This window comes from Pseudomonas sp. 5Vm1k, from assembly GCF_056161485.1.
In genome coordinates this window covers 114,946-138,930 of the sequence record NZ_JBSPCZ010000016.1, presented here as the reverse complement: position 1 = coordinate 138,930, position 23,985 = coordinate 114,946, and the positions used below count along the sequence as shown (strand labels likewise).

The following is a 23,985-nucleotide window of genomic DNA, read 5'->3' as shown; positions in this document are numbered from 1 at the left end:
TGATTCAGCTTAGGCCCTTGGTGATAACTTTTGGCGGTTTCGCGGCAGAACCGGCCAAAGGAACCTATAACGCAGAAAATACGCCTGCTGAAACGTTTAATCTAGAATGATTGGCACGTTACTCGATAATGTCTCATCCTTGAAGTCCAACTTGTCGGATGCGTTGCGACAATAGTCGTCTGCCTGAATCGGGTAGGATTGGCGAAAATGTCGGGGCAAGCTCGAAAAAACAAGGAAATCCCGAGTTGAAACTCAGTGATATCGCACAGTTGGCCGGTGTGTCCGTTACCACCGCCAGTTATGTCATCAATGGCAAGGCCACTCAGCAACGCATCAGCAGCGCCACTGTCGAGCGTGTGCGTGCCGTGGTCGAGCAACATGGCTTTACACCCAACCCTCAGGCCGCCGGGCTGCGCAGTCGGCACACCCGTACCTTGGGATTCATCCTGCCGGACCTGGAAAACCCCAGTTACGCGCGGATCGCCAAGCTCCTGGAGCAAGGTGCCCGGGCACGAGGCTATCAGCTGCTGATCGCCAGTTCCGATGATGCACCGGACAGCGAACGGCAATTGCTGAAGCTGTTCCGTGCCCGGCGCTGTGACGCCTTGATCGTCGCCAGTTGCCTGCCAACGGACGACGACAGTTATCGGCAGTTACAAGCCAAAGGCATCCCGATCATCGCCATCGACCGGGTCATGGAGCCCGAGCATTTCTGCTCGGTGATCAGTGACGACCGCGAGGCCAGCCTGCAACTGACCCGCAGCCTGCTCGAACCGGTGCCCAAGCAGATCGCGCTGATCGGCGCTCGCCCGGAACTGAGCATCAGCCAGGAGCGGGCCGCTGGTTTCAAAGAGGCGCTGGCCGGGTTCAAAGGCGAAATCCTGATCGAACACGGCGAGTCGTTCAGTCGCGAATGCGGCAAGCAGTTGATGGAGGAATTGCTCCAGCGTCTGGGCCATTTGCCGGATGCGCTGGTGACCACGTCCTACGTGCTGCTTCAGGGCGTGTTCGATGCCTTGCACGACTTCCCGCTCAAGACTCGTCCGCTGCGCCTCGGTACGTTCGGTGATACCCAGTTGCTGGATTTCCTGCCGTTGCCGGTCAACGCCATGGCTCAGCAACATCAGTTGATCGCCGACAAAGCGTTGGAACTGGCCCTGGCCGCCATCGAACAATCGGATTACCAACCTGGCGTGCAGGCCATCGCGCGGACCTTCAAGCAGCGCATCCTTCAGGACTGAGCCGTGGAGCTGATCGACAGCCACACACATCTGGATTTTCCGGACTTCGACACCGATCGCATGGCGTTGCTGGCCGAAAGCCGCGCCCTCGGGGTGCGGCGGATGGTGGTGTTGGGGGTTTATCAGGGCAATTGGCAGCGGGTCTGGGATTTGGTGCAGAGCGATCCGGATCTGCACGCAGCGTTCGGCTTGCATCCGGTGTATCTGGACGAGCATCGCCCCGAAGACCTGACCGCGCTCGGCGACTGGCTCACCCGCCTGGCCGGTCATCGGCAGGTGTGCGCGGTGGGCGAGATCGGTCTCGACTACTTCATCGAAACCCTTGATCGCGAGCGCCAGCAGGCGTTGTTCGAGGCGCAGCTGCAACTGGCGGTGGATTTCAATCTGCCGGCGCTGATCCATGTGCGCCGCAGCCATGCGGCAGTGATTGCCACGCTCAAGCGCTTTCGCTTGAAACGCGCAGGCATCATCCACGCCTTCGCCGGCAGCAAGGAAGAGGCGCGGGAATACATCAAGCTCGGCTTCAAACTGGGTCTGGGCGGTGCCGCGACCTGGCCTCAGGCGTTGCGCATGCACCGCGTGCTTGCGCAGCTGCCACTGGATGCGGTGGTGCTGGAAACCGATTCACCGGACATGGCGCCCGTCATGTTCCCCGGCCAGCGCAACAGCCCGGCGCACTTGCCGGCGATCTGCTCGGCACTGGCCGACATCATGGCGATCAGCCCCGAACAACTGGCAGCCGTCAGCACGGCCAATGCGTGCGAGTTGTTCAACTGGTAGTCAGTCGAAGTGGGCCTTGGCCGCCTCAAGCGTCAGTGTGATGTGTTGCCGGTGCCGGGCAAACCGGACGACGGCGAAGTAGACCAAAATCGCCAGCAGCGAAAAATTCAGTTGCTCCATCACACTGAGCAGTCCGATCCATTCCATCACCAACGCCACCAGCAACGCGGTGCAGACCATGATCAATGTGCTTGCGCGCAACAAGGCCAGGGAGTCGAGCGACTTGAAGCGCTTGATCTGTTGGGGATCGCTCAATTGCAGGGCTTTTTCGCAGTGCGAACAGGTAAACGTCTCGCTTATCGCGATGGCGTTGAGTTGCCAGGGCTCAAGTAACAGCATGCGTTGACAATGGGCGCAACGGCCCAGGATTCCAATTGTGGCGACAGACATAACCGAGCTTCCTCAAGGCAGGTCTAAGAGGTGGATCTTCCTTCATTGAAGACCAAAAACCAGAGTCCGCAGGGAAACAGGAAATACCGCACCGCAAAAGGGAATAAGTACTACAGATTGTTCGCAGATATGTAGGAGCGAAGCTTGCTCGCGAAGACGGTGTGTCAGCCAACTTCAATGTTGAATGTACGGCCGCTTTCGCGAGCAAGCTTCGCTCCTACAGGGGGGTTGCGGTGCTGATTAGACCCGGAACGCGCTGATCAACTGTTTCAACTCCACCACCTGCGCCGACAACGCGCGGCTGGCATTTTCGGTCTGGTGCGCGCCCTCGGCCGTGCGCTCGCCGGCACGGTTGATTTCGACGATGTTCTGGTCGATGTCATGGGCCACGGCAGTTTGCTGCTCCACGGCGGCGGCAATCTGCTGGTTCTGGTCGACGATCATGCCTACTGCGCCGAGGATATTTTCCAGGGCTTGCTGGACCTTTTCCGACTGGCCCACGGTGCCATTGGCCATCTGATGACTGACGCCCATGGCTTTGACTGCCGCGCCAACACCGCCGTGGAGCTTGGCGATCATCTGCTCGATTTCTTCGGTCGATTGCTGGGTGCGCTTGGCCAATGTACGAACCTCATCCGCCACCACCGCAAAACCACGCCCCTGCTCCCCCGCCCGCGCCGCTTCGATGGCCGCGTTCAGTGCCAGCAGGTTGGTCTGTTCGGCAATGCTTTTGATCACATCGAGCACGCGGCTGATGGATTGGCTGTCACTGGCCAACTGATTGATCACCAGCACCGACTGATCAATCTCCCCGGCCAGTGCCGCTATGCTGCCCTGCTGGGACTCCACCAACCCGCGCCCGCTGAGGGTTTCGTCGTTGACGCTGTGAGCGCTGCTGACCGCCGCTGCGGCACTGCGCGCCACTTCCAGCGAGGTGGCCGACATCTGGTTCATGGCGGTGGCGACCTGTTCGATCTGACTGCGCTGCCCGGCCACGGCCTGGTTGCTCTGGGCAGAAACGCTTTCCACCTGCCCGGCCTGGCGTTCGACTTCGCCGACGGTGTGGCCGACCCGCTCGATCAAGTCGTGGATTTTCTTCACCGTGCCGTTAAACACCTCGCCCAACTCGCCCAGCTCATCGCGGCTGTGGGCGCTGAAGGTCACGGTCATGTCGCCGGCCGCCACTTTGTCCATCACCGCGCCCAGGCGCTTGAGGGTTGTGCGCGTCGAGTAGTAAAAACCGCCGTAAAGGTAAAAGATCAACACAAACACCACCGACAACGCCACGGCCTGCATGACCATGTGGGTGCGGTTCTGCTCCAGCCGCTGCTGTAACTGGCTGCCGAGGAACTTCAGGGTTGCTTCATTGAGCTGGTAGGTCTGGTCCATCAGGCCGGTGACCTGATCGTAAAACCCCTGCCACGGCGCATCGAGCGTATCGGCCATCACCACTTGCTCTTCGAACAGCTCGCTAGCCTTTTTCAGGGATGCCTTGCTGCTGTCAGCCTGAGCGGCCAGGGTTTCATTCGCGGCTTTGCTTGAGCCCAATGCATCGTGCAACTTGAGCCCGTATTCGGCCTGAAGTTTTTCGATCTGCGCCAGCAACTCTTCGAAACGGGTGCTCGATGCCGAGTTGAGAAAGCCCTGCCCCAGGGAAAACGAGCCCATGGCCCGGCCTTCGCCGAGAATCTGGGTCACCGGCGGGGTGACATTGGTAATGAGTTCGCTGAGCTGGCGCATGTCGCTCTGAGTGTCGCGACTCAGGCCGGCCTGACTGGCGATGATCTGGCTGAGGATTTGCGCATTGCCGAGCAATTTGCCGATCAGCGCACTTTTGCTTTGCAGGGAGTTTTCTGCCTGCTGGGCCTTGAACGCGGCGATCATTTCTTCGCGTTTGCCATCAAAGACCTTGATCTGCTCGGGGTCGGTGCTCATCGCCGCCAACTCTTGTAAACGGGTCAGGATGCTTTGTTCCAGCGCCGTGACCTTCGACTCCACGTCACCGGCCTTGCCGGACTGGCCAAGGATGACATTGATTTGCACCAAGTTATTCAGGGTTTCCAGATCCCTTCGCAGGGTCAGGCTGCCGCCCAATAGGTCGAGGCTTTGCAGTTCGACCCGGGTGCCCTGGAATTCACGATAGGAATCGCGCACCAGGTAGAAGTTGGTCACCAGCATCGGCACCAGGAACAGCACGCTGATCAGACTGAACTTCATGCCGAAACTCAGGCGGTTCATCAGCGCGACAGCGGGATAGAGCAAGCTCTTCACTGTGAAGTCTCCCTTGGATTTCTTATTTTTATTGGCAGGCGCACAGATACAGCAGATAGCCACTATTGGGCGCTATCTCTGTATAGCTCAAATCGAAGGGAGGTTTTGTAACTTAAGGTTAACGGCAGAATGCAGTCTTCAGGACTGATGAACTTCTGTGGCGAGGGAGCTTGCTCCCGCTCGGTTGCGAAGCAGCCGCAAAATATTGGGGGCGCTTCGCACCCAAGCGGGAGCAAGCTCCCTCGCCACAATGATCTTTGGAGGCCTAAGGCAGGACCGTCCACAACGCAAACCCGGCATACCAAAGCACCGCCGCACGCAGCAGCAGTTCCCAGATCTGATCCAGGCTGTTGATGCCATCCGGCCCGACCACCGGTGCCGGAATCTCCCCGGCCACCAGCCCGACCTTTTCGATCAACTGGGCAGCGCTGATGTTCCAGTTCAGCAGTTCGTGCAGCATCACCCGACCGACCGCGACAAAGTTGCCGACCAGGGCAAAACTCGCCGCCAACAGCCGCACCGGAACCCAATCGAAGGCGTGACGCAGTTGCGCGGCGCGTTCGATCACTGCCGGGTTCTGCGAGTGCTCTTCGGCCAATGCGAGCAAGCGATAGCTCAGCGCGGCCACCGGCCCCAACAGGAAGTACCAGAAAATTACTGCGAAAAAGCTCTGGTAAGCCTCCCACAACAGATGCCCTTGAACCCGTTCCAGCAGTTGCTCGCCACTGTCGGCGCAAATGTCGAGATCGCGCTTGGCCACATGGGCGGCGGCTTGCAAGTCTTCCCGACGCCAGGCGTCACGAAACGGTCCGAGACCGCCCAGCAAATCACCACGACCCAGGCTGTAAATCACCACCAACAGGTGCACTGGCAGCGCCAGCAAGCCATACGCCAGCGGGTCCAGCACCACCAACAGCAAACCGAGCAGCGCCACCGGCAGCAATACCAACAGCACCAATACCAGCCATGGACGATCCTTCAGTCGTGGGCTGGCTTCAAGCTTGTGCAGCTCGCGCACCCAACCGCCATCACGTTGAACCCGATGGCGCAGTGCCGAGAACTTCTCGATCCAGACGGCCAACAGCAACACCAGAAAACTCATTGTTGTTCCTCTTTTGCCAAAGCGGCGCGGTAGCGTGCCCAATCGAACGCCGGTCCGGGGTCGGTCTTGCGCCCGGGTGCAATGTCGCTATGCCCGCAAATGCGCTGCGCGGTAATGCCGGTGAATGTGTTTTGCAGCTGTCGGGTGAGCGCCGTCAACGCCTGATATTGCGCGTCGGTAAACGGCAGATCATCCGTGCCTTCAAGCTCGATGCCCACGGAAAAGTCATTACAGACTTCTCGTCCTTCAAAATTCGAGACGCCGGCATGCCAAGCGCGCTCAAGACAGGAGACAAACTGAGTGACAGTGCCGTCACGCTCGATCAGAAAATGTGCAGACACCCGCAGGTCAGCGATCCCTTCAAAGTAGGGATGCTCCGTGACATCCAGGCGATTCTGGAAAAATTCCTGCACCTTACCGGTGGCGAACTGCGCCGGCGGCAGACTGATGTTGTGAATCACCAGCAGGGAGATTTCATCCGAGGGGCGCGCATTGAAGTTGGGCGAGGGGCATATGTTTACGCCCTGGCACCAACCGCTCGCGGGGTCCAACTGCATACAGGTTCCTTCAACGACGACCGTGTTGGCGCCCAGTATGCCGCGATAGACCCTCGGCGCGCGATCACTTGGCGTGATTGAGACGCCGCAAGTTGCCGATCACCGATTCCAGGGCCCGATCGAACAGCAACGTATCGTCCAGGGTACGCACCGCACCACGGCGAAATTCGAGGGCTAGCCCGGTGCGGCTGCGCTCCAGCACTTTCATCCCGGTGCGGTTGACGAAAATGTACTTGCCGGTGGCTTCAATGATCGCCGCGAGTTTGCAGCGCAGGGTATTTTCTTCGTCTTCCTGAAACTCGACCCAGCAACCCAGACGCAATTGATCGACCTGAAGCAGACCGACATCGTCCGCAGGCAAACGTACCGAGGCCGTCTCGACCGGCCCTTCATCAGCAGTGCGCAGAACGATTTCCTCGCGGACTTCGATCATCAGTGGCACATCAGCCTGCTCCGGTGCCAGCGCTGGCCGCTCGAACAGTTGAACGTGCAAGGCTTCCAGCTCACTGAAGAATTCGCTGGTGGCGAACGGATCGAACGCCGAGCTGCTCAGGCCATCGCGCAGGGATTTCAGCAACCCCGGCACCAGCGACAGCAGCCGCAGGCTGGCATCGGCTTCGTCATGGCGCTGAACACTCCAGATCAATTGCGCCATGGTTTGCACATCGGCATGCCATTCCGCGGACTGATCACCGTGCTTGAGGCAGGTCAGCAACAGCACCTTGCTCCAGGCGTCCTGGACGAACGCCACCACACCTTGCGGCAGCAACTTGCCCAACAAGGCCTCATTCAACGCCTGTTCGACCCGTTGACGGGCCAGCTCGGTTTTGGCCCGACCTTCTTCGGCGTCGCGGGTGCGCTGCTCCAGCAGCTCGCTGCGCCGGCGCTCGTCACTGGTGAACGCCAGGAAGTCCGCCAGCAACTCGGAGAAAATCGCAGGGTCGTCGACAAAGTCATTCAACAACCGCTGCACCACTTGTTCGATGCGCAGGTACAGCGTGTCGCGCTCATGATCGTCGCACTCGCCCCAGCCCATGGCCGCAGCGGCGATTTCGTTGAGCAGGCGCCGCGCCGGGTGACTGCTGCGGCTGAAGAAGCTCTTATCGAGCACCGCGACTTTCAGCATCGGAATCTGCAAGCGTCCGATCAACGCCTTGAGAGAGTCCGGCAGGTTGCGGTCATCGAGGATGCATTCGAAGAGCATCGCAATCAGATTGATCACGTCCTCGTCAGCGACCCCGACCACCCGCGACTTACCACTTTTGACGCTGACCCGGGTCAGCAGTTGTTCGAGCTGGTTGCGCAGGTCGAAGTCATCCTGAGCCGCCAGGGCCGGGACGTATTGCTGCAAATGCGACAGCAGGCGCAGCAGGTCACGGGTGGAAATCGGCTGGGCCGGGGTGCTGGCTTCGAGTGTCGGTGCAACGCTGCCGCGCACGTGGAACAGCAGCTCCTGCAACGCGGCAAAGACTTCTTGCACGCTGTCATCAATCTGCGTACTGCCGGGCCGTGCAGCCGCCTCTACGGGTTCGGCATGGGCACTGGCCGCCGCACGATCAGCCGCGCGGCGCGCCGGGGCTGGCTTGAGCTCGGGCAGCACGCCGGTGGCGATCAGCAGTTGGTTGGCTTCGGCGTAGAGCTGATCGGCGCTGCTGAGCACGTAGCGCTCAAACAGTTTGAGGATGATCAGCTTGACCTTGATCTCCACGCCCAGATTGCGCCCGGCCTGCAGGAAATACTCGCAGAGCATCGCCGGGCCCAGCGGGTTGTGCTGTTCGAGCAGTTCCTTGCCCAAGAGCGCGCTGAGTCGGGTGGTCAGTTGATCAAGGGCGAAACCTTCACGGTTCAGCACCTTGCTGACCATGCCTTCCACGGCCACGTTGCGCTCCAGATCGTCATTGGGCAGCGATGCGCCTGCATCGAACGCAAAGGCCTGGGGCAAGGCTGACTGGGTGATGTCGTATTGAGTGAGGCTGACGAAAGCTTCGAAGAATTGCTCCAGAAACCCGCGCTCAATGCTTTTGCGCTTGAGGCGCAAGTCGCGCATGGCCTCGAAAAAGATGTTCTGTTCGACGTCGTTGCGGGCCCGGTCAGCCATTTCGAACAGGGTGTCGTCGGCGTTATCGAACAATTCCTGCAAACCATGCCTGAGCTGTTGCGCAGCCTTGTCGCGAACCTGAAGCAGAATCACAGGCAGGCGGGCGAGCGGCGAGTGAGTCGCCTGGTCGGTAGCTGCCTTGTGCAAAGGCACTACATTCCCGTCGTTGTGCATCCAAGCCTCCTGAAACGGTGATTCTTCGGTTCGGTAAGAAAGATCGACTGCGCAAGCCGCACGGCCGGCGCTCAACGGGGAACACTGCCCACCCGCTGTCATTCAATAATCGGGGACCCAAAGGGACGTCAAAGCTATGACGTCAAATGCAAGGCGGATTATCTGCAAAACACGCCGCTTGTGCCAGCAGACTCTACGTTTCACATTGAAATAGACGTACAGGGCAGACCCTTGCTTAGCGGCAAATGCTCACACGAATCGACCAAATGCAGGTTCAGAGCGATTCGAGTACCTGCGATACCTTGGGTTGCTCCGCGCCATGGCCCTATAATCGGGCCACTTTGTTTGTGGAGCCCGTTATGCCGAATCTACGTCTCGCCGATTTGACCGCCGAAATCGAAGCCAACGTGCGCCGTGCGTTGCTCGAAGACATCGGCAGCGGCGACATCACCGCGCAGCTGATCCCGGCCGAGCGCCTGGCCAAAGCCACCATCATCACTCGCGACGCGGCCGTCATTGCCGGCACCTCTTGGGTCGATGCCGTTTTTCGGCAACTGGACCCGCGCGTTGCGGTGCACTGGCAAGTGCGCGATGGCGAACGGGTGCAACCCAATCAGGCGCTGTTCCACCTCGAGGGCCCGGCGCGTTCGCTGCTGACGGGTGAGCGCTGTGCGCTGAATTTCCTGCAATTGCTGTCCGGCGTGGCGACTCGTGCGCAGTTTCTGGCAGATTTTGTCGCCCAGACTCAGGTGAAGCTGCTTGATACCCGCAAAACCTTGCCGGGGCTGCGTCTGGCGCAAAAGTACGCCGTGACTTGCGGTGGCTGCCACAACCACCGCATCGGCCTGTATGACGCCTTCCTGATCAAGGAAAACCATATCGCAGCCTGCGGCGGCATCCCTGAAGCTATTAAAGCCGCGCACAAGATTGCCCCGGGCAAGCCGGTGGAGATCGAAGTCGAAAGCCTGGATGAGCTGAAGGAGGCCCTGGAGGCCGGTGCCGACATCATCATGCTCGACGAACTGAGCCTGGATGACATGCGCGAGGCGGTGCGCCTGAACGGCGGCAAGGCGAAACTGGAGGCCAGCGGCGGGATCAACGAAAGCACGTTGCTGCCGATCGCCGAAACCGGGGTGGATTACATCTCCATTGGTGCAATGACCAAGGATGTGAAGGCTGTGGACCTGTCGATGCGACTCAGCCTCTGATTAAACAATGTGGGAGCGGGCTTGCTCGCGAAAGCGGTGTACCAGACGACAATGATGTCGATTGACACACCGCTTTCGCGAGCAAGCCCGCTCCCACAGGTGTTTCACATTTGTTGGGTCAGACCACCAGATTATTCATCTCGCAGTACTCTTCCCACTCGACGCCCAACACTTCGGCCGCCTCTTTGTGCAGAACCAGGCGCGCCGCCTCAAACTCTTCCGCAGTTGAGGTGTACTTGAGCGTCAGCTCCCAAGGCTGCAGGCCCTGGGATTCCGCTTCATCCTCGAACGCCCACTGGATCTGGTCTTTCTGATCGTCGGCCGGCAGGTCCTTGATCTCATCGGCTAGCTGGGGCGACTCCAGCAGGTACTTCTTCAGCGCTTCTTCGTGTCTGGCTTCTTGGGTCAATTCTTTAACAGTCATGTCGTTCTCGCTGATCTGGGGAATGGAAGATGGATCTGGATCATCAAGGATCTCTCTGACGCAAAAAACCGCGTAAAGCCCGGTTTGTCTGGCCTTCAGAACCATTCGGGATCATCTGAAAACAGCTCGGTGGTGCTCATGCAAGCACCGAATATAGGACCTTTGGCTGACGATTTATATGCATGTTTACATCAAATCTACAAAAAAGCGGATGCCCTTCATTTTGTACGGCCCTCAGGAACATGTTTCGAAAACCGAAGTCATAGCGATGTGCCATATAGGCACTTCACAAGGAACTCAGGTGATGCGTAATTTCCCAAAGCGTTCGTCTACCCTGTTTGCAACCGGCATGGCTGCCCTGCTGCTCGGCAACCTGGCGCTGGCCGATGCGGCTCAGGCTATCGAGCTTAGCTCAGACAGCCCTTCGTATAACGATACCCTCAGTGCCACCCACAACTCGTATGGCAAAACCGTACTGGTCAGAACCAATCTGGGTGTCAATGAACTGGAAAAGTTACAGGACACCGTTAAAACCAACACGGCTGAAATCGACACTCTGAAGAAAACCGTCAGCGAACAAACGCGCCTCATTGAAGAACTCAGACGCAACACCGGCACAAGCTCCGGCTCGAGCAGCAATGAAATTTCCAACCTCAAGCGTACCGTCGAGGAACAGGATAAAGACCTGAAGGAGCTTACCAAGCAGATGGAGGAGTTCAAGCGCAACACTGGCTCAAGCTCCAGTTCCAGCTCGAGCGATGTGTCCAACCTCAAGCGCACGGTCAGCGATCAGGACAACGACCTGAAGAAGCTGGCCAGTCAGGTGGAAGACCTCAAGCGCAGCGCCGGATCGAGTTCCAGCTCTAGCTCCAGCGACCTGTCCAACCTGAAGCGAGAAGTCAGCGATCAGGACAATCAACTCGATCAGCTCAAACGCACGGTCGAAGACCTGAGTCGGAAGGTGAAATAACAACAGCAGTGGTGCCCGAGACAGGAGTCGAACCTGCGACCTTCGCGTTACGAGTGCGCTGCTCTACCAACTGAGCTACACGGGCGGTGAGCTAAACCTAGCACAGCTTTCGCGAGTCGCAACCGCCAGCCCCGCCTCGGTTTATAGCAGACAAAAAAAGGCCCCGTCGTTTTCACGGCGGGGCCTTTTTTACAACGTTGAAGCGCTCAGGTGCGGGGTAATTAAACGCCCGACGCCTTGGCTGCTGCTACGTCTTTGATGGACAGCTTGATACGGCCGCGGTTGTCCACGTCCAGTACCAGTACTTCCACTTCCTGACCTTCTTTCAGGATGTCGGTCACTTTCTCAACGCGAGCGTCGCTCAACATGGAGATGTGAACCAGACCGTCCTTGCCAGGCAGGATGTTGACGAATGCGCCGAAGTCGACGATGCGCTCAACCTTACCGACGTAGATCTTGCCGATTTCAGCTTCTGCGGTGATACCCAGAACGCGCTGACGTGCAGCTTCAGCAGCTTCTTTGGTTTCGCCGAAGATCTTGATCGAACCGTCGTCTTCGATGTCGATCGAAGCCTTGGTCTCTTCACAGATCGCACGAATGGTCGCGCCGCCTTTACCGATAACATCACGGATTTTGTCGGTGTCGATTTTCATCGCGATCATGGTCGGAGCATTTTCCGACAGTTCGGTGCGGGATTGACCAATGATCTGGTTCATCTGACCGAGGATATTCAGCCGCGCTTCCAGGGCTTGGCCCAGAGCGATTTCCATGATTTCTTCGGTGATGCCTTTGATCTTGATGTCCATCTGCAGCGCGGTAACACCTTTGGCGGTACCCGCTACTTTGAAGTCCATGTCGCCGAGGTGATCTTCGTCACCCAGGATGTCGGTCAGGATGGCGAATTTCTCGCCTTCTTTAACCAGACCCATGGCGATACCGGCAACCGGTGCCTTCATCGGAACACCAGCGTCCATCAGGGCCAGAGAAGCGCCGCAGACCGAAGCCATGGAGCTCGAACCGTTGGACTCGGTGATTTCCGACACAACACGAATGGTGTACGGGAACACGTCGGCAGCAGGCAGCATGGCTGCAATCGAACGACGGGCCAGACGGCCGTGACCGATTTCGCGACGACCAGCGCCACCCATGCGACCACACTCACCTACCGAGAACGGAGGGAAGTTGTAGTGCAGCATGAACGGGTCTTTTTTCTCGCCTTCCAGGGTGTCCAGCAGTTGTGCGTCACGGGCGGTGCCCAGTGTTGCAACGACCAGAGCCTGGGTTTCGCCACGGGTGAACAGAGCCGAACCGTGGGTTTTAGGCAGAACACCGACTTCGATGTTCAAAGGACGTACGGTCTTGGTGTCGCGACCGTCGATACGTGGCTTGCCGTTTACGATGTTTTCGCGAACGGTGCGGTATTCGATTTCGCCGAAAGCCGCTTTGACTTCGCTGGAAGAAGGCTGGCCTTCTTCACCGGACAGCTTGGCAACAACCTGGTCTTTCAGCTCACCCAGGCGAGCGTAACGGTCGGCCTTGATGGTGATGGTGTAAGCCTGGGAGATCGCGTCGCCGAACTCGGCACGGATAGCGCCCAGCAGAGCAGTGGCTTCTGGCTGTGGAGTCCAGGTCCAGGTTGGCTTGGCCGCTTCGGCAGCCAGTTCTTTAACGGCGTTGATCACAACCTGGAACTCGTCGTGAGCAAACAGTACTGCGCCCAGCATCTGGTCTTCGGTCAGCTCTTTGGCTTCCGATTCAACCATCAACACAGCTTCCGAAGTACCGGCAACGACCATGTCCAGGCTCGAAGCTTTCTGTTGTTCGTAAGTCGGGTTCAGCAAGTAGCCGGTGCTTTCGTGGAACGCAACGCGTGCACAGCCGATAGGGCCATCGAAAGGAATGCCGGAGATAGCCAGGGCAGCCGAGGTACCGATCATCGCAGCGATGTCCGGATCGGTCTTCTTGCTGGTGGAAACGACGGTGCAGACTACCTGCACTTCGTTCATGAAGCCTTCTGGGAACAGCGGACGGATCGGACGGTCGATCAGTCGGGAAGTCAGGGTTTCTTTCTCGGAAGGACGGCCTTCGCGCTTGAAGAAACCGCCAGGGATCTTACCGGCAGCGTAAGTCTTTTCCTGGTAGTGAACGGACAGAGGGAAGAAGCCCTTGCCTGGATCGGCTTGCTTGGCACCAACAACGGTCACCAATACGCTGACGTCGTCGTCAACGGTGACCAATACTGCGCCGGAGGCCTGACGGGCGATACGGCCAGTCTCGAGGGTAACGGTCGACTGACCGAACTGGAATTTTTTGATTACCGGGTTCACGGTGTCCTACCTTCTTTGTGGCTCTTGGGGAACTTGTCTTCTTGCGAAATTCTTGGGCAATGTCGGGAATCGGCCCAACGCCTGTCCAGGGTAAAACGTGTATCCAGATAAAACTTGAGGCTGGGAGCCTGCCATGCACCAGCGGGAATCCCACTGATACACGGCAGACAACCAACCTCTAGCGCAATCGCTTATTAGCGACGCAGACCCAGGCGACCGATCAGAGCCTGGTAACGACCCAGATCCTTGCCTTTCAGGTAGTCCAGCAGCTTACGACGCTGGTTTACCATGCGGATCAGACCACGACGGGAGTGGTGATCTTTACCGTTGGCCTTGAAGTGACCTTGCAGCTTGTTGATGTTGTGGGTCAGCAGTGCAACTTGCACTTCTGGCGAACCAGTGTCACCAACAGCTTGCTGGTAGTCAGCTACGATTTGAGCTTTTTCTTGAACGTCGAGAGCCATGAGGCAATCCTTTTATCAGGAAACTGTTTCAAAGAAACAGCTTCAACAGGCCAGGGACAAATCCCTGTATCTAAAAATGAGTAGTGACCGTGCCTGTTAACAGCCACCCTCGTTCGGTCATTCTGACCGAATCAGTCGACGCGGCGCGATGCGCCCGTCTTCGCTCACTTCACCGATACCGATGAAACGACCGTTGTGATCCTGTACCCGTACCATGCCGAACTTCGGTGCATCCGGGGCTCGTACCGGTTGGCCGTTAAGCCAGTAGAACGAGCTGTGCTCCGAGAATTGCAACAACGGCCAATCCAGCAAGCCGCTGTCCGATGGCATCAGGAAGCGATCAACCGCTTCGTTGCCGCCTTCGGCGTGTACGGCTTCCAACTCTTCAAGCGTGACAGTCTGCGCCAGCGTGAAAGGCCCGGCCTGGGTACGTCGCAGTTCTGCAACGTAAGCGCCACAACCGAGTTGCTCACCAATATCCTCCACCAGGGTGCGGATATAGGTGCCTTTGCTGCAATCCACCGCAAGCCGCGCAGTATCACCCTCAAAGGCCAGCAATTCCAAGCGCGCAATAGTAACAGAACGCGGTTCGCGCTCCACTACTTCGCCTGCACGGGCCAGCTTGTACAGCGGCTGGCCATCACGCTTGAGCGCCGAGTACATCGGCGGTATCTGACTGATTTGCCCACGAAAACCGGGTAATGCAGCTTCGACATCGGCGCGACCAACGGTCACCGGGCGTTCCAGCAAAACCTCACCTTCGGCATCCGCCGTGGTGGTGGTCTTGCCCAGTTGCGCCAGGGTTTCATAGGCCTTGTCGGAGTCGAGCAGGTATTGCGAGAACTTGGTGGCCTCACCGAAGCACAACGGCAGCACGCCGGTGGCCAGCGGATCGAGACTGCCGGTGTGCCCGGCCTTCTCTGCGTTCAGCAACCAGCGAACCTTCTGCAACGCCGCGTTGGAGGTGAACCCCAGCGGCTTGTCGAGCAGGATGATGCCGCTGACGTTACGACGGATACGTTTGACCTGAGCCACCGATTACTCCTTGGCGTCTTCGGGTTCAACCGCGACCGGGTGCTGATTGTCTTCAGCCACCGCACGCTCGATCAGGGCCGACAGGTGCGCGCCGCGCACGACGCTTTCGTCGTAGTGGAAGTGCAACTGTGGAACGCTACGCAACTTCATTTCACGAGCCAACTGCATGCGCAGGAAGCCGGCGGCGGAGTTGAGCACTTTGATGCTTTGCGCGATGTCTTCGGCATTGTCCTGCCCCATCACGGTGATGAAGATCTTGGCGTGACCGACGTCACGGCTGACTTCAACAGCGGTAATGGTGACCAGGCCGACGCGCGGGTCTTTGACTTCACGACGGATCAGCTGTGCCAGCTCACGCTGCATCTGATCGCCGATACGTTGGGTACGGCTGTATTCTTTTGCCATGTCTTGTTACCTGTTACTGCCTCACGGTGAAACCCGTGGGGTCTGAAAGCGGCAAACGCCCGGCCTGACAAAAGCCAGACCGGGCGTTGCGTTTAGAGTCCTGACGCCGTGCCGCGCACTTGCATGCGACGGCTCGCCGTGGCCCTTGAAGTGCGCGAGTTAGAGGCTGCGAGCAACCTGAACCTTCTCGTAAACTTCGATCTTGTCGCCAGCTTTGACGTCGTTGTAGCTCTTGACGCCAATACCGCATTCCATGCCGGCACGTACTTCGGAAGCGTCATCCTTGAAGCGGCGCAGGGATTCCAGCTCGCCTTCGAAGATAACGATGTCTTCACGCAGTACACGGATTGGACGGTTACGGTGAACAACACCTTCGATAACCATGCAACCGGCGATCGCGCCAAACTTCGGCGAACGGAACACGTCACGCACTTCAGCGGTACCCAGGATGTTCTCGCGAACATCGCTGCCCAGCATACCGGTGAGGGCTTTCTTGACGTCTTCGATGATGTCGTAGATCACGTTGTAGTAACGCATATCCAGACCTTCCTGCTCGACGATCTTGCGAGCGCCAGCATCGGCACGCACGTTGAAGCCGAACAGTACAGCGTTGGAGGCCAGCGCCAGGTTAGCGTCGGACTCGGTGATACCACCGACACCGCCACCAACAACACGCACTTGCACTTCGTCGTTACCCAGGCCGTTCAAGGCACCGTTCAACGCTTCCAGCGAACCACGGACGTCGGATTTGAGGACGATGTTGAGCGTCTTCTTCTCTGCCTGACCCATGTTTTCGAAGATGTTTTCAAGCTTGCCAGCGTGAGCACGGGCCAGTTTGACTTCGCGGAACTTGCCTTGACGGAACAGAGCCACTTCACGGGCTTTCTTCTCGTCCGACAGCACGCTCATCTCGTCGCCAGCGTCCGGGGTACCGTCCAGGCCGAGGATCTCGACAGGGATGGAAGGACCGGCTTCTTTGATTGGCTTGCCGTTCTCGTCGAGCATGGCACGTACACGGCCGTAGTTCGAACCGACCAGAACCATGTCGCCTTGGCGCAGGGTACCGTCTTGAACCAGAACGGTAGCAACCGGGCCACGACCTTTGTCGAGACGCGATTCAACCACAACACCACGACCTGGGGCCGAAGGGGTTGCCTTCAGTTCCAGAACTTCGGCTTGCAGCAGAACAGCTTCGAGCAACTCGTCCACGCCAGTACCGACTTTCGCCGAAACCGATACGAACGGAGTGTCGCCGCCCCACTCTTCCGAGGTCACGCCGTGAACCGACAGTTCGCTACGGATGCGATCGAGATCAGCGCCCGGCTTGTCGATTTTGTTCACTGCAACGACCAGAGGAACACCGGCAGCCTTGGCGTGCTGGACCGCTTCAATGGTCTGCGGCATTACGCCGTCGTCCGCTGCAACGACCAGGATCACGATGTCAGTTGCCTTGGCACCACGAGCACGCATTGCGGTAAACGCAGCGTGACCCGGGGTGTCGAGGAACGTGACCATGCCGCGATCAGTTTCAACGTGGTATGCGCCGATGTGCTGGGTGATACCGCCGGCTTCGCCAGCAGCTACCTTGGCACGACGGATGTAGTCGAGCAGCGAGGTCTTACCGTGGTCAACGTGGCCCATTACGGTCACAACCGGCGCACGGGAGAACGTCTCACCTTCAAACTTCAGGGACTCGGCCAGGGAATCTTCCAGGGCGGTGTCGCTGACCAGGGTCACTTTGTGGCCCAGCTCTTCGGCAACCAGTTGGGCAGTTTCCTGATCCAGTACCTGGTTGATGGTCGCTGGAGTACCCAGTTTGAACATGAACTTGATGATTTCAGCAGCCTTGACCGACATCTGTTGGGCGAGATCGCCAACAGTGATGGTCTCGCCGATCTGCACATCACGCACGACAGGGCCGGTTGGGCTCTGGAAACCGTGAGCGTTGCGTTTCTTCAGCTTGGCCTTGCCGCGACCACCACGACGGAAGCCATCGCTTTCTTCGTCGGTAGTACGTGGCGCAACACGTGGAGCAGGCGCTTTCTCTTTGACCGAAGCACGATGCGGAGCGTTTTTGCGCTCGCCATCGCCACCGCCGCTGCGACGATTGTTATCGTCTGCACGTGGTTTGTCCGGACGACGTTGATCGTTCGGCTTGCGGTCCGCAGAAGGGGCCGGTGCAGCCGCCACGACCGGTGCGCTTTCGCGAACTGGCTCGGCAACCGCAGCAGGCGCTGCGACAGCATCGTTAGTAGCGTTTTGCGCAGTAGCAGGCTGGCGACGTGCTTCTTCTTCGGCGCGACGCTTGGCTTCTTCTTCAGCCTTCTGACGGGCAGCATTTTCTACTGCACGACGTTCTTCCAGTTCGCGTTTGCGCTCGGCTTCAATTTCTTCCGGGCTGCGCTGTACGAAAACTTTCTTTTTACGGACTTCAACGCTGATGCTTTTGCTGCCAGCAACACGCAGGGTGCTGGTGGTTTTACGCTGCAGCGTGATCTTGCGTGGTTCTTCCACTTTCGCCTTGTGGCTGCTTTTCAAGTGAGTCAGCAAAGATTGCTTCTCACTGTCAGTCACATGTTCTTCGGCGGCGGTGTGCGGCAGACCTGCCTCACGCATCTGCTGCAACAGGCGCTCTACCGGTGTTTTGACCTCATCGGCCAGTTGTTTCACCGTGACTTGCGTCATGCACTTCTCTCCTCAGGCCGCGCCTAATTACTCGAACCAGTGGGCTCGGGCGGCCATGATCAACTTGCCGGCACGATCATCGTCAATGCCGTCGATGTCGAGCAGGTCGTCAATAGACTGCTCGGCCAGGTCTTCGCGGGTAATTACGCCGCGCACCGCCAGTTCCATCGCCAAATCCTTGTCCATACCCTCAAGCGAGAGCAGGTCTTCGGCCGGATGGGCGTCTGCCAGCTTTTCCTCAGTAGCGATGGCTTTGGTCAACAAACGATCCTTGGCGCGAGCGCGAAGCTCGTTGACGGTTTCTTCGTCAAAGCCGTCGATGTTGAGCATTTCTTCCAACGGTACGTAGGCAATCTCTTCCAGGCTGGTGAAGCCTTCATCTACCAGCACCTGTGCCAGGTCTTCGTCGACTTCCAGCTCGTCGATGAAGTTGCGCAGGATGTCGCCGGTTTCTGCTTGCTGCTTAGCCTGGATGTCCGATTCGGTCATCACGTTCAGGGTCCAGCCAGTCAACTGGCTAGCCAGACGCACGTTCTGACCACCGCGACCGATGGCCTGAGCCAGATTGTCTGCGCCAACGGCGATGTCCATTGCATGGGCATCTTCGTCAACGATAATTGCCGCCACTTCAGCCGGCGACATTGCATTGATCACGAACTGAGCCGGGTTATCGTCCCACAGAACGATGTCCACACGCTCGCCGCCCAATTCGCCCGACACTGCCTGGACGCGCGAACCGCGCATACCGATGCAAGCGCCTTGCGGATCAATGCGTTTGTCCTTGCTGCGGACCGCGATCTTGGCGCGCGAACCCGGGTCACGGGACGCAGCCATTACTTCGATCAGGCCTTCAGCGATTTCCGGCACTTCGATGCGGAACAACTCGATCAGCATTTCCGGCGCGGTACGCGACAGGATCAGCTGCGGGCCGCGGTTCTCGGTGCGGATTTCCTTGAGCAGCGCACGCAGACGCACGCCAACCCGGAAGGTTTCGCGAGAGATGATGTCTTCACGAGCCAGCAACGCTTCAGCGTTGTTGCCCAGGTCGACGATCACGTTGTCGCGGGTTACTTTCTTCACGGTGCCGGAGATGATTTCACCCAGGCGCTCGCGATAAGCGTCAACAACTTGCGCGCGCTCGGCTTCGCGAACTTTCTGCACGATGACTTGCTTGGCAGTCTGTGCAGCAATGCGGCCGAACTCGATGGATTCGATTTTTTCTTCGACTACGTCACCGACCTGAGCGCCAGGATGCGTTTCGGCAACCTTGCTCGGCCAGGTTTCGATGGCCGGATCGTCCAGATCTGCTTCTTCGACGACCGTCCAGCGACGGAATGTCTCGTAAGCACCGGTGTGGCGATTGATTTCCACACGCAGATCGACTTCGTCCTCGAAACGTTTTTTGGTAGCAGTGGCCAGAGCCAGCTCCAGCGCTTCAAAAATTACGTTTGCCGGTACGCCCTTTTCATTGGATACCGACTCAACAACCAGCAGTACTTCTTTGCTCATCGTACGCCTCGCCTTTCGCAAGCCATTGGATCCGCGGGATCCGCGTCTCAGTCAAAACTGGGAATAATGTTGGCCTTGTCGATCATATCGATCGGCAACAGGAACTCATGGTCTTCTACCTGCACCACGACGTCCTGCTCTTCTACACCGCGCAGAAGGCCCTGAAAGTTGCGTCGGCCTTCGAAAGGCGAGCGCAGCTTGATCTTCACTTGTTCACCGGCAAATTTTGCAAACTGCTCAATAGTGAACAGTGGGCGTTCCATGCCAGGCGAGGAAACTTCAAGGGTGTACTCAACGGCGATCGGATCTTCAACATCCAGGACACCGCTGATCTGGCGGCTGACGATGGCACAATCGTCCACCAGCACGCCGCCTTCTTTATCGATATAAACGCGCAACATTGAGTGGCGACCTTGAGCCGAAAACTCAATACCCCAGCATTCATAGCCTAGGGCCACGACCACCGGGGCCAGCAAGGCCTGCAACTCTTCTAGCTTGCTCGACACCTGAACCCCCTCGTGCATGTATGTGCATGCTATGCAAAATAAAAAAATGGGCGAAACGCCCATCCTTGAAACGCCGTCGAACAGCGGCGTTGAAAGTGTCCAGCTAACAAAAAGCCCCTTAAAAGGGGCTCCTTAAACTGGTTGCGGGGGCCGGATTTGAACCGACGACCTTCGGGTTATGAGCCCGACGAGCTACCAGACTGCTCCACCCCGCGACAAAGCTGGGGCGGAAGTATACGACCGATCCCTAACAGGGTCAATGTAACCTTCCACCTACAAGAAAGCCCGCAACAGCGGGCTCTCCTGATAATTGGTACCGAGAAGGGGACTCGAACCCCTACACCCTATGGGCACAACCACCTCAAGGTTGCGTGTCTACCAATTCCACCACCTCGGCAATACTACGTTTGAAACCCTTCTTACTTTTGCTCTTGAGCTGGAGGCACGTCAGTCGCTGGAGTAGCCGACTTTTGCTCTTGAAGCACCGGGACATCATCAGAAGCCGGTTTTTGCTTTGGAACTTCCAACACTGCTGGATTTGGTAAACCTACTTGAGTCAGCTGGTGAGCTTTCTCTTTAGCAAAGTAACCTAACCCTAAGCTGGTTATGAAGAAACCTGCGGCAAGTATAGCAGTAAACTTACTAAGAAAGGTAGAGGAACCTTGGCTTCCGAACACAGTATTTGAAGCACCTGCTCCGAAAGACGCGCCAGCATCCGCACCTTTACCCTGCTGCAGCAATACCAGAGCAACTACGCCCAATGCACCCAGCAGATGAAAAACGACTACGACTGTTTCCAGCATTTTTTCAGTTTCCCGCGGCGCGACAAATCGCACCGAACTCATCTGCATTCAGGGAAGCCCCACCAATGAGCCCCCCATCGATATCCGGCATGCCGAACAGTTCGACCGCATTGGCCGCCTTCACGCTGCCGCCGTATAGAAGCCGCACACCTTGTGCGACCTCAGAATTCTCTGCCGCCAACTGAGCACGAATGGCTGCATGCACATCCTGCGCCTGTTGCGGCGAAGCAGTCAGCCCGGTACCAATGGCCCAGACCGGCTCGTAAGCAATTACTGCCTTTGCAAAAACTTCGACACCCAGCTTCTCTATGACGCTGCCTAGCTGATGCCCGACAACCTCAAGCGTTTTACCGGCTTCGCGCTGCTCAAGGGTTTCCCCTATACACAACACCGGAATCAAGCCACATGCCTGTGCCGCTGCAAACTTGCGAATGAGTGTTTCATCACTCTCGCCGATGATCTGGCGCCGCTCGGAATGCCCGACGAGCACCAGGGAGCAACCTTCATCAGCCAGCTGACTCGGTGCAACTTCACCGGTCAACGCACCTTGCTTGGATTCCACCGCAGCGTTCTGCGCGCCGACCTTGATCGACTTGCCTTCCAGACCATCAATCACTTGATTGATATGCAGGAAAGACGGGAATACCGCAACATCAACACCGCTCGGCAAGGCCAGATTACCCAAGCCTTTGATCAGCTCAGCGACGCTGGCGCGGGTACCGTGCATCTTCCAGTTACCAGCTACCATAGGGCGACGCATGCTGTACCTCGTCGGTCAAAGTGGGCGCAGATGTTACCCAACACAATCATGGCTGGCAAGCCGAATTCAGGCAGAAACTTCAGTAACCAGTTTTGCCAGCTCTTCAGCGTAACCACGAACCAGTGTTTCGTCCTCGCCTTCGACCATGACCCGCACCAGCGGCTCTGTCCCAGACTTGCGTAACAGCACACGCCCACGACCGGCCATAGCCTGGGTGACGCGCTCACTGGCCTCTTTGACCGACGGATGATCGAGGGGGCTCGCCCCACCACCGAAACGGACATTGATCAGCACCTGTGGACATTTGCGCAGCGCCTGGCGGGCCTGAGCCAACCCTTCGGAGCGAGTCTTCAGCGCCATCAGCACCTGCAACGCAGCGATAATTGCATCACCGGTTGTGGTGTGGTTGAAGCAGACGATATGCCCGGAGTTCTCACCACCGACCATCCAGTTGCGCTCCAACAGATCAGCGATCACATAACGGTCACCGACATTGGCGCGCACAAAAGGAATCGCCAGATCCGCCAGAGCCAGTTCCAGCCCCAGGTTGCTCATCAACGTACCGACAACACCGCCCTGCAACTTGTCACGCTCATGCAGATCGCGCGCAATAATGAACAAAAGCTCGTCGCCATCGACGATAGCGCCAGTGTGATCAACCATCAGGACCCGATCACCATCACCGTCAAAGGCGATACCGAGATCGGCATGCTCGGCCAATACGGCGGCTTGCAGCTGGCCCATATGGGTCGAACCGCAATTGTCGTTGATGTTCAGGCCATTCGGCTGAGCCGACAGCACGACAACATCGGCACCCAGCTCACGGAACACGCTAGGCGCCACTTTGTAGACCGCACCATGGGCGCAATCGATCACGATCCTCAGGCCCGCGAAGCTGGTGCCGGTCGGGACGCTGCTCTTGCAGAATTCAATGTAACGACCCGAAGCGTCATTGATGCGCGAAACCTTGCCGATCTTGCTCGATTCAACCACGGTCATCGGGGTGTCGAGCAATTCTTCAATCATCAGCTCGACTTCATCCGGAAGCTTTGTGCCCTTGCCGGAGAAAAACTTGATGCCATTGTCATCATGAGGATTGTGCGAAGCACTGATCACGATGCCGGCCTCGGCGTGGAACGTCCGTGTCAGATAGGCGATAGCGGGGGTCGGCATCGGCCCCAGCAACATCACATCGGCGCCTGCCGACGTAAGCCCGGCCTCCAGCGCCGATTCAAACATGTACCCGGAGATACGCGTGTCCTTGCCGACCAGCACCTTGCAGGCACCCATCTTGCGGAATGCCATACCGGCCGCCCAGCCAAGCTTCAGCATGAAGTCCGGAGTGATTGGATATTGGCCGACCCGACCACGAATGCCGTCGGTACCAAAATATTTCTTACTCATAAGTGCTCCATCATTCTTATTCGGCTGATTCCACTGCAGCGATCATCCGCACCACGTCAACTGTTTCGGCCACATCATGGACACGCAAGATACGCGCGCCTTTGACCGACGCCAGCGCTGCAAGTGCCAGACCACCAAAAAGGCGCTCTCCAACCGGACGATTCAACGCCTGTCCAATCATGCTCTTTCGCGAAACCCCGACCAACAGGGGCCGCCCCAAGGCATGCAAGGCGTCCATATGTTTAAACAAGCTTAGATTGTGCTGCAGGGTTTTCGCGAAACCGAAACCCGGATCAAGGATGATCCGCTCAGCCGGGATCCCGACTGCAGCACATTGCGCCATGCGCTCGACAAGGAACTCGCCAACTTCTTTCGTCACGTCACGATACTGCGGGTTGTCTTGCATGTCGCCCGGCTCGCCGAGCATATGCATCAGGCATACCGGCAACCCCGTGGCCGCAGCTGCATCCAGGGCACCGTCACGCCGCAATGAGCGCACATCATTGATCAACCCCGCGCCCAGTCGTGCAGTTTCACGCATAACGGCTGGCGTGGAGGTATCAACAGAAATAATGACATCCAGCTCTTGATTAATTCGCTCGACGATCGGCGCAACACGCTCAAGCTCTTCGAGCGGCGAAACCGCCCTGGCGCCGGGCCGGGTGGACTCACCACCGACATCAATCAGCGTCGCGCCAGCCGCCACCATCGCTTCGGCGTGGCGTAATGCCGCATCGAGCTGACTGTAACGGCCGCCGTCAGAAAAGGAATCAGGAGTGACGTTGAGAATGCCCATGACATGCGTCTGGGCCAAATCAAGAACCCGGTTGCCGCAAGGCAACCGGGTCAGGGACTGAACAGAAGTCATTTCA

The 23,985-nt window shown here is 58.0% G+C and carries 21 protein-coding genes and 3 tRNA genes; 4 read left to right on the top strand and 20 right to left on the bottom strand.

Going from position 1 to position 23,985, the window contains the following annotated elements:
- Nucleotides 1-245 precede the first annotated feature (245 nt).
- Together cra and ACWIKB_RS26355 are read left to right on the top strand one after the other, a co-directional pair.
- Nucleotides 246-1,241 (top strand): catabolite repressor/activator, encoded by a 996-nt coding sequence (gene cra / locus ACWIKB_RS26360; protein ID WP_475270410.1) that lies wholly within the window; start codon nt 246-248, stop codon nt 1,239-1,241.
- A 3-nt stretch (nt 1,242-1,244) separates the two neighbouring features.
- Entirely contained in the window at nt 1,245-2,021 is a 777-nt protein-coding gene (locus tag ACWIKB_RS26355; RefSeq protein WP_475270409.1) for a TatD family hydrolase, read from the top strand.
- Here the strand turns inward: ACWIKB_RS26355 and ACWIKB_RS26350 are convergent, their stop codons facing one another.
- From ACWIKB_RS26350 to ACWIKB_RS26330, 5 genes are all read right to left on the bottom strand, one after another.
- A complete protein-coding gene (locus ACWIKB_RS26350) occupies nt 2,022-2,411 on the bottom strand; it encodes a hypothetical protein (protein WP_475270408.1) in 390 nt (129 codons plus the stop codon).
- Nucleotides 2,412-2,651: 240 nt separating this feature from the next.
- The gene (locus tag ACWIKB_RS26345) at nt 2,652-3,356 is read right to left on the bottom strand and encodes a methyl-accepting chemotaxis protein (RefSeq protein WP_403022014.1); all 705 of its coding nucleotides are present in this window, start codon (nt 3,354-3,356) and stop codon (nt 2,652-2,654) included.
- A gap of 1,591 nt (nt 3,357-4,947) precedes the next feature.
- Complete coding sequence (gene ampE / locus ACWIKB_RS26340) at nt 4,948-5,784, bottom strand: regulatory signaling modulator protein AmpE (RefSeq protein ID WP_475270407.1); 837 nt, start codon at nt 5,782-5,784, stop codon at nt 4,948-4,950.
- Nucleotides 5,781-6,341 (bottom strand): 1,6-anhydro-N-acetylmuramyl-L-alanine amidase AmpD, encoded by a 561-nt coding sequence (gene ampD / locus ACWIKB_RS26335; RefSeq protein WP_475270406.1) that lies wholly within the window; start codon nt 6,339-6,341, stop codon nt 5,781-5,783. Before ampD ends, ampE begins: the two co-directional genes overlap by 4 nt.
- A gap of 64 nt (nt 6,342-6,405) precedes the next feature.
- A complete protein-coding gene (locus ACWIKB_RS26330) occupies nt 6,406-8,613 on the bottom strand; it encodes a DUF1631 domain-containing protein (protein ID WP_475270405.1) in 2,208 nt (735 codons plus the stop codon).
- 359 nt (nt 8,614-8,972) lie between these two features.
- Between ACWIKB_RS26330 and nadC the strand changes: the two genes are divergently transcribed.
- Nucleotides 8,973-9,821 carry a carboxylating nicotinate-nucleotide diphosphorylase gene (nadC, locus tag ACWIKB_RS26325; protein ID WP_475270404.1) on the top strand — a complete coding sequence of 283 codons (849 nt, stop codon included), beginning with the start codon at nt 8,973-8,975 and terminating at the stop codon, nt 9,819-9,821.
- 118 nt (nt 9,822-9,939) lie between these two features.
- On the opposite strand, the gene ACWIKB_RS26320 is transcribed toward nadC, so the two are convergent.
- Nucleotides 9,940-10,245: a DUF6388 family protein gene (locus ACWIKB_RS26320; protein ID WP_475270402.1), complete on the bottom strand. Its 306-nt coding sequence runs from the start codon at nt 10,243-10,245 to the stop codon at nt 9,940-9,942.
- A 178-nt stretch (nt 10,246-10,423) separates the two neighbouring features.
- Here ACWIKB_RS26320 and ACWIKB_RS26315 point away from each other — a divergent pair, with 178 nt between their 5' ends.
- Nucleotides 10,424-11,215, top strand: a complete 792-nt coding sequence (locus tag ACWIKB_RS26315) for a hypothetical protein (RefSeq protein WP_475270401.1) — start codon at nt 10,424-10,426, stop codon at nt 11,213-11,215.
- 9 nt (nt 11,216-11,224) lie between these two features.
- On the opposite strand, the gene ACWIKB_RS26310 is transcribed toward ACWIKB_RS26315, so the two are convergent.
- From ACWIKB_RS26310 to folP, 14 genes are all read right to left on the bottom strand, one after another.
- Nucleotides 11,225-11,300: transfer RNA gene (locus tag ACWIKB_RS26310), tRNA-Thr, on the bottom strand.
- Between the two features lie 136 nt (nt 11,301-11,436).
- Complete coding sequence (pnp, locus tag ACWIKB_RS26305) at nt 11,437-13,542, bottom strand: polyribonucleotide nucleotidyltransferase (RefSeq protein ID WP_046045794.1); 2,106 nt, start codon at nt 13,540-13,542, stop codon at nt 11,437-11,439.
- Nucleotides 13,543-13,736: 194 nt separating this feature from the next.
- Nucleotides 13,737-14,006, bottom strand: coding sequence for a 30S ribosomal protein S15 (rpsO, locus tag ACWIKB_RS26300; RefSeq protein ID WP_003176135.1), 270 nt, complete (start codon nt 14,004-14,006; stop codon nt 13,737-13,739).
- Between the two features lie 117 nt (nt 14,007-14,123).
- A complete protein-coding gene (truB, locus tag ACWIKB_RS26295) occupies nt 14,124-15,041 on the bottom strand; it encodes a tRNA pseudouridine(55) synthase TruB (RefSeq protein ID WP_475270400.1) in 918 nt (305 codons plus the stop codon).
- A 3-nt stretch (nt 15,042-15,044) separates the two neighbouring features.
- Nucleotides 15,045-15,446 (bottom strand): 30S ribosome-binding factor RbfA, encoded by a 402-nt coding sequence (gene rbfA / locus ACWIKB_RS26290; RefSeq protein ID WP_475270399.1) that lies wholly within the window; start codon nt 15,444-15,446, stop codon nt 15,045-15,047.
- 159 nt (nt 15,447-15,605) lie between these two features.
- Nucleotides 15,606-18,131: a translation initiation factor IF-2 gene (infB, locus tag ACWIKB_RS26285; protein WP_169371653.1), complete on the bottom strand. Its 2,526-nt coding sequence runs from the start codon at nt 18,129-18,131 to the stop codon at nt 15,606-15,608.
- A gap of 27 nt (nt 18,132-18,158) precedes the next feature.
- On the bottom strand, nt 18,159-19,640 hold the full coding sequence (gene nusA, locus ACWIKB_RS26280) for a transcription termination factor NusA (protein ID WP_008024459.1): 1,482 nt from the start codon (nt 19,638-19,640) through the stop codon (nt 18,159-18,161).
- A gap of 47 nt (nt 19,641-19,687) precedes the next feature.
- Nucleotides 19,688-20,146, bottom strand: coding sequence for a ribosome maturation factor RimP (gene rimP / locus ACWIKB_RS26275; RefSeq protein ID WP_010463487.1), 459 nt, complete (start codon nt 20,144-20,146; stop codon nt 19,688-19,690).
- Nucleotides 20,147-20,284: 138 nt separating this feature from the next.
- Nucleotides 20,285-20,361: transfer RNA gene (locus ACWIKB_RS26270), tRNA-Met, on the bottom strand.
- Nucleotides 20,362-20,457: 96 nt separating this feature from the next.
- Nucleotides 20,458-20,543 (bottom strand) — tRNA-Leu (locus ACWIKB_RS26265).
- Between the two features lie 22 nt (nt 20,544-20,565).
- Entirely contained in the window at nt 20,566-20,949 is a 384-nt protein-coding gene (secG, locus tag ACWIKB_RS26260) for a preprotein translocase subunit SecG (RefSeq protein ID WP_201194393.1), read from the bottom strand.
- A 4-nt stretch (nt 20,950-20,953) separates the two neighbouring features.
- Nucleotides 20,954-21,709: a triose-phosphate isomerase gene (gene tpiA / locus ACWIKB_RS26255; RefSeq protein ID WP_475270397.1), complete on the bottom strand. Its 756-nt coding sequence runs from the start codon at nt 21,707-21,709 to the stop codon at nt 20,954-20,956.
- 66 nt (nt 21,710-21,775) lie between these two features.
- A complete protein-coding gene (gene glmM / locus ACWIKB_RS26250) occupies nt 21,776-23,113 on the bottom strand; it encodes a phosphoglucosamine mutase (RefSeq protein WP_475270396.1) in 1,338 nt (445 codons plus the stop codon).
- Nucleotides 23,114-23,129: 16 nt separating this feature from the next.
- Entirely contained in the window at nt 23,130-23,981 is an 852-nt protein-coding gene (gene folP / locus ACWIKB_RS26245; RefSeq protein ID WP_475270395.1) for a dihydropteroate synthase, read from the bottom strand.
- Nucleotides 23,982-23,985 lie beyond the last annotated feature (4 nt).

Bases quoted from the DNA above. Each gene is read 5' to 3' on its own strand.
- rbfA (WP_475270399.1), bottom strand. From the start codon at position 15,446: ATGGCAAAAGAATACAGCCGTACCCAACGTATCGGCGATCAGATGCAG.
- infB (WP_169371653.1), bottom strand. From the start codon at position 18,131: ATGACGCAAGTCACGGTGAAACAACTGGCCGATGAGGTCAAAACACCG.
- secG (WP_201194393.1), bottom strand. From the start codon at position 20,949: ATGCTGGAAACAGTCGTAGTCGTTTTTCATCTGCTGGGTGCATTGGGC.
- glmM (WP_475270396.1), bottom strand. From the start codon at position 23,113: ATGAGTAAGAAATATTTTGGTACCGACGGCATTCGTGGTCGGGTCGGC.
- folP (WP_475270395.1), bottom strand. From the start codon at position 23,981: ATGACTTCTGTTCAGTCCCTGACCCGGTTGCCTTGCGGCAACCGGGTT.
- ACWIKB_RS26345 (WP_403022014.1), bottom strand. From the start codon at position 3,356: ATGTCGGCCACCTCGCTGGAAGTGGCGCGCAGTGCCGCAGCGGCGGTC.
- rpsO (WP_003176135.1), bottom strand. From the start codon at position 14,006: ATGGCTCTCGACGTTCAAGAAAAAGCTCAAATCGTAGCTGACTACCAG.
- nusA (WP_008024459.1), bottom strand. From the start codon at position 19,640: ATGAGCAAAGAAGTACTGCTGGTTGTTGAGTCGGTATCCAATGAAAAG.
- ACWIKB_RS26350 (WP_475270408.1), bottom strand. From the start codon at position 2,411: ATGTCTGTCGCCACAATTGGAATCCTGGGCCGTTGCGCCCATTGTCAA.
- ampE (WP_475270407.1), bottom strand. From the start codon at position 5,784: ATGAGTTTTCTGGTGTTGCTGTTGGCCGTCTGGATCGAGAAGTTCTCG.
- tpiA (WP_475270397.1), bottom strand. From the start codon at position 21,709: ATGCGTCGCCCTATGGTAGCTGGTAACTGGAAGATGCACGGTACCCGC.
- nadC (WP_475270404.1), top strand. From the start codon at position 8,973: ATGCCGAATCTACGTCTCGCCGATTTGACCGCCGAAATCGAAGCCAAC.
- ACWIKB_RS26330 (WP_475270405.1), bottom strand. From the start codon at position 8,613: ATGCACAACGACGGGAATGTAGTGCCTTTGCACAAGGCAGCTACCGAC.
- ACWIKB_RS26320 (WP_475270402.1), bottom strand. From the start codon at position 10,245: ATGACTGTTAAAGAATTGACCCAAGAAGCCAGACACGAAGAAGCGCTG.
- ACWIKB_RS26315 (WP_475270401.1), top strand. From the start codon at position 10,424: ATGCATGTTTACATCAAATCTACAAAAAAGCGGATGCCCTTCATTTTG.
- ampD (WP_475270406.1), bottom strand. From the start codon at position 6,341: ATGCAGTTGGACCCCGCGAGCGGTTGGTGCCAGGGCGTAAACATATGC.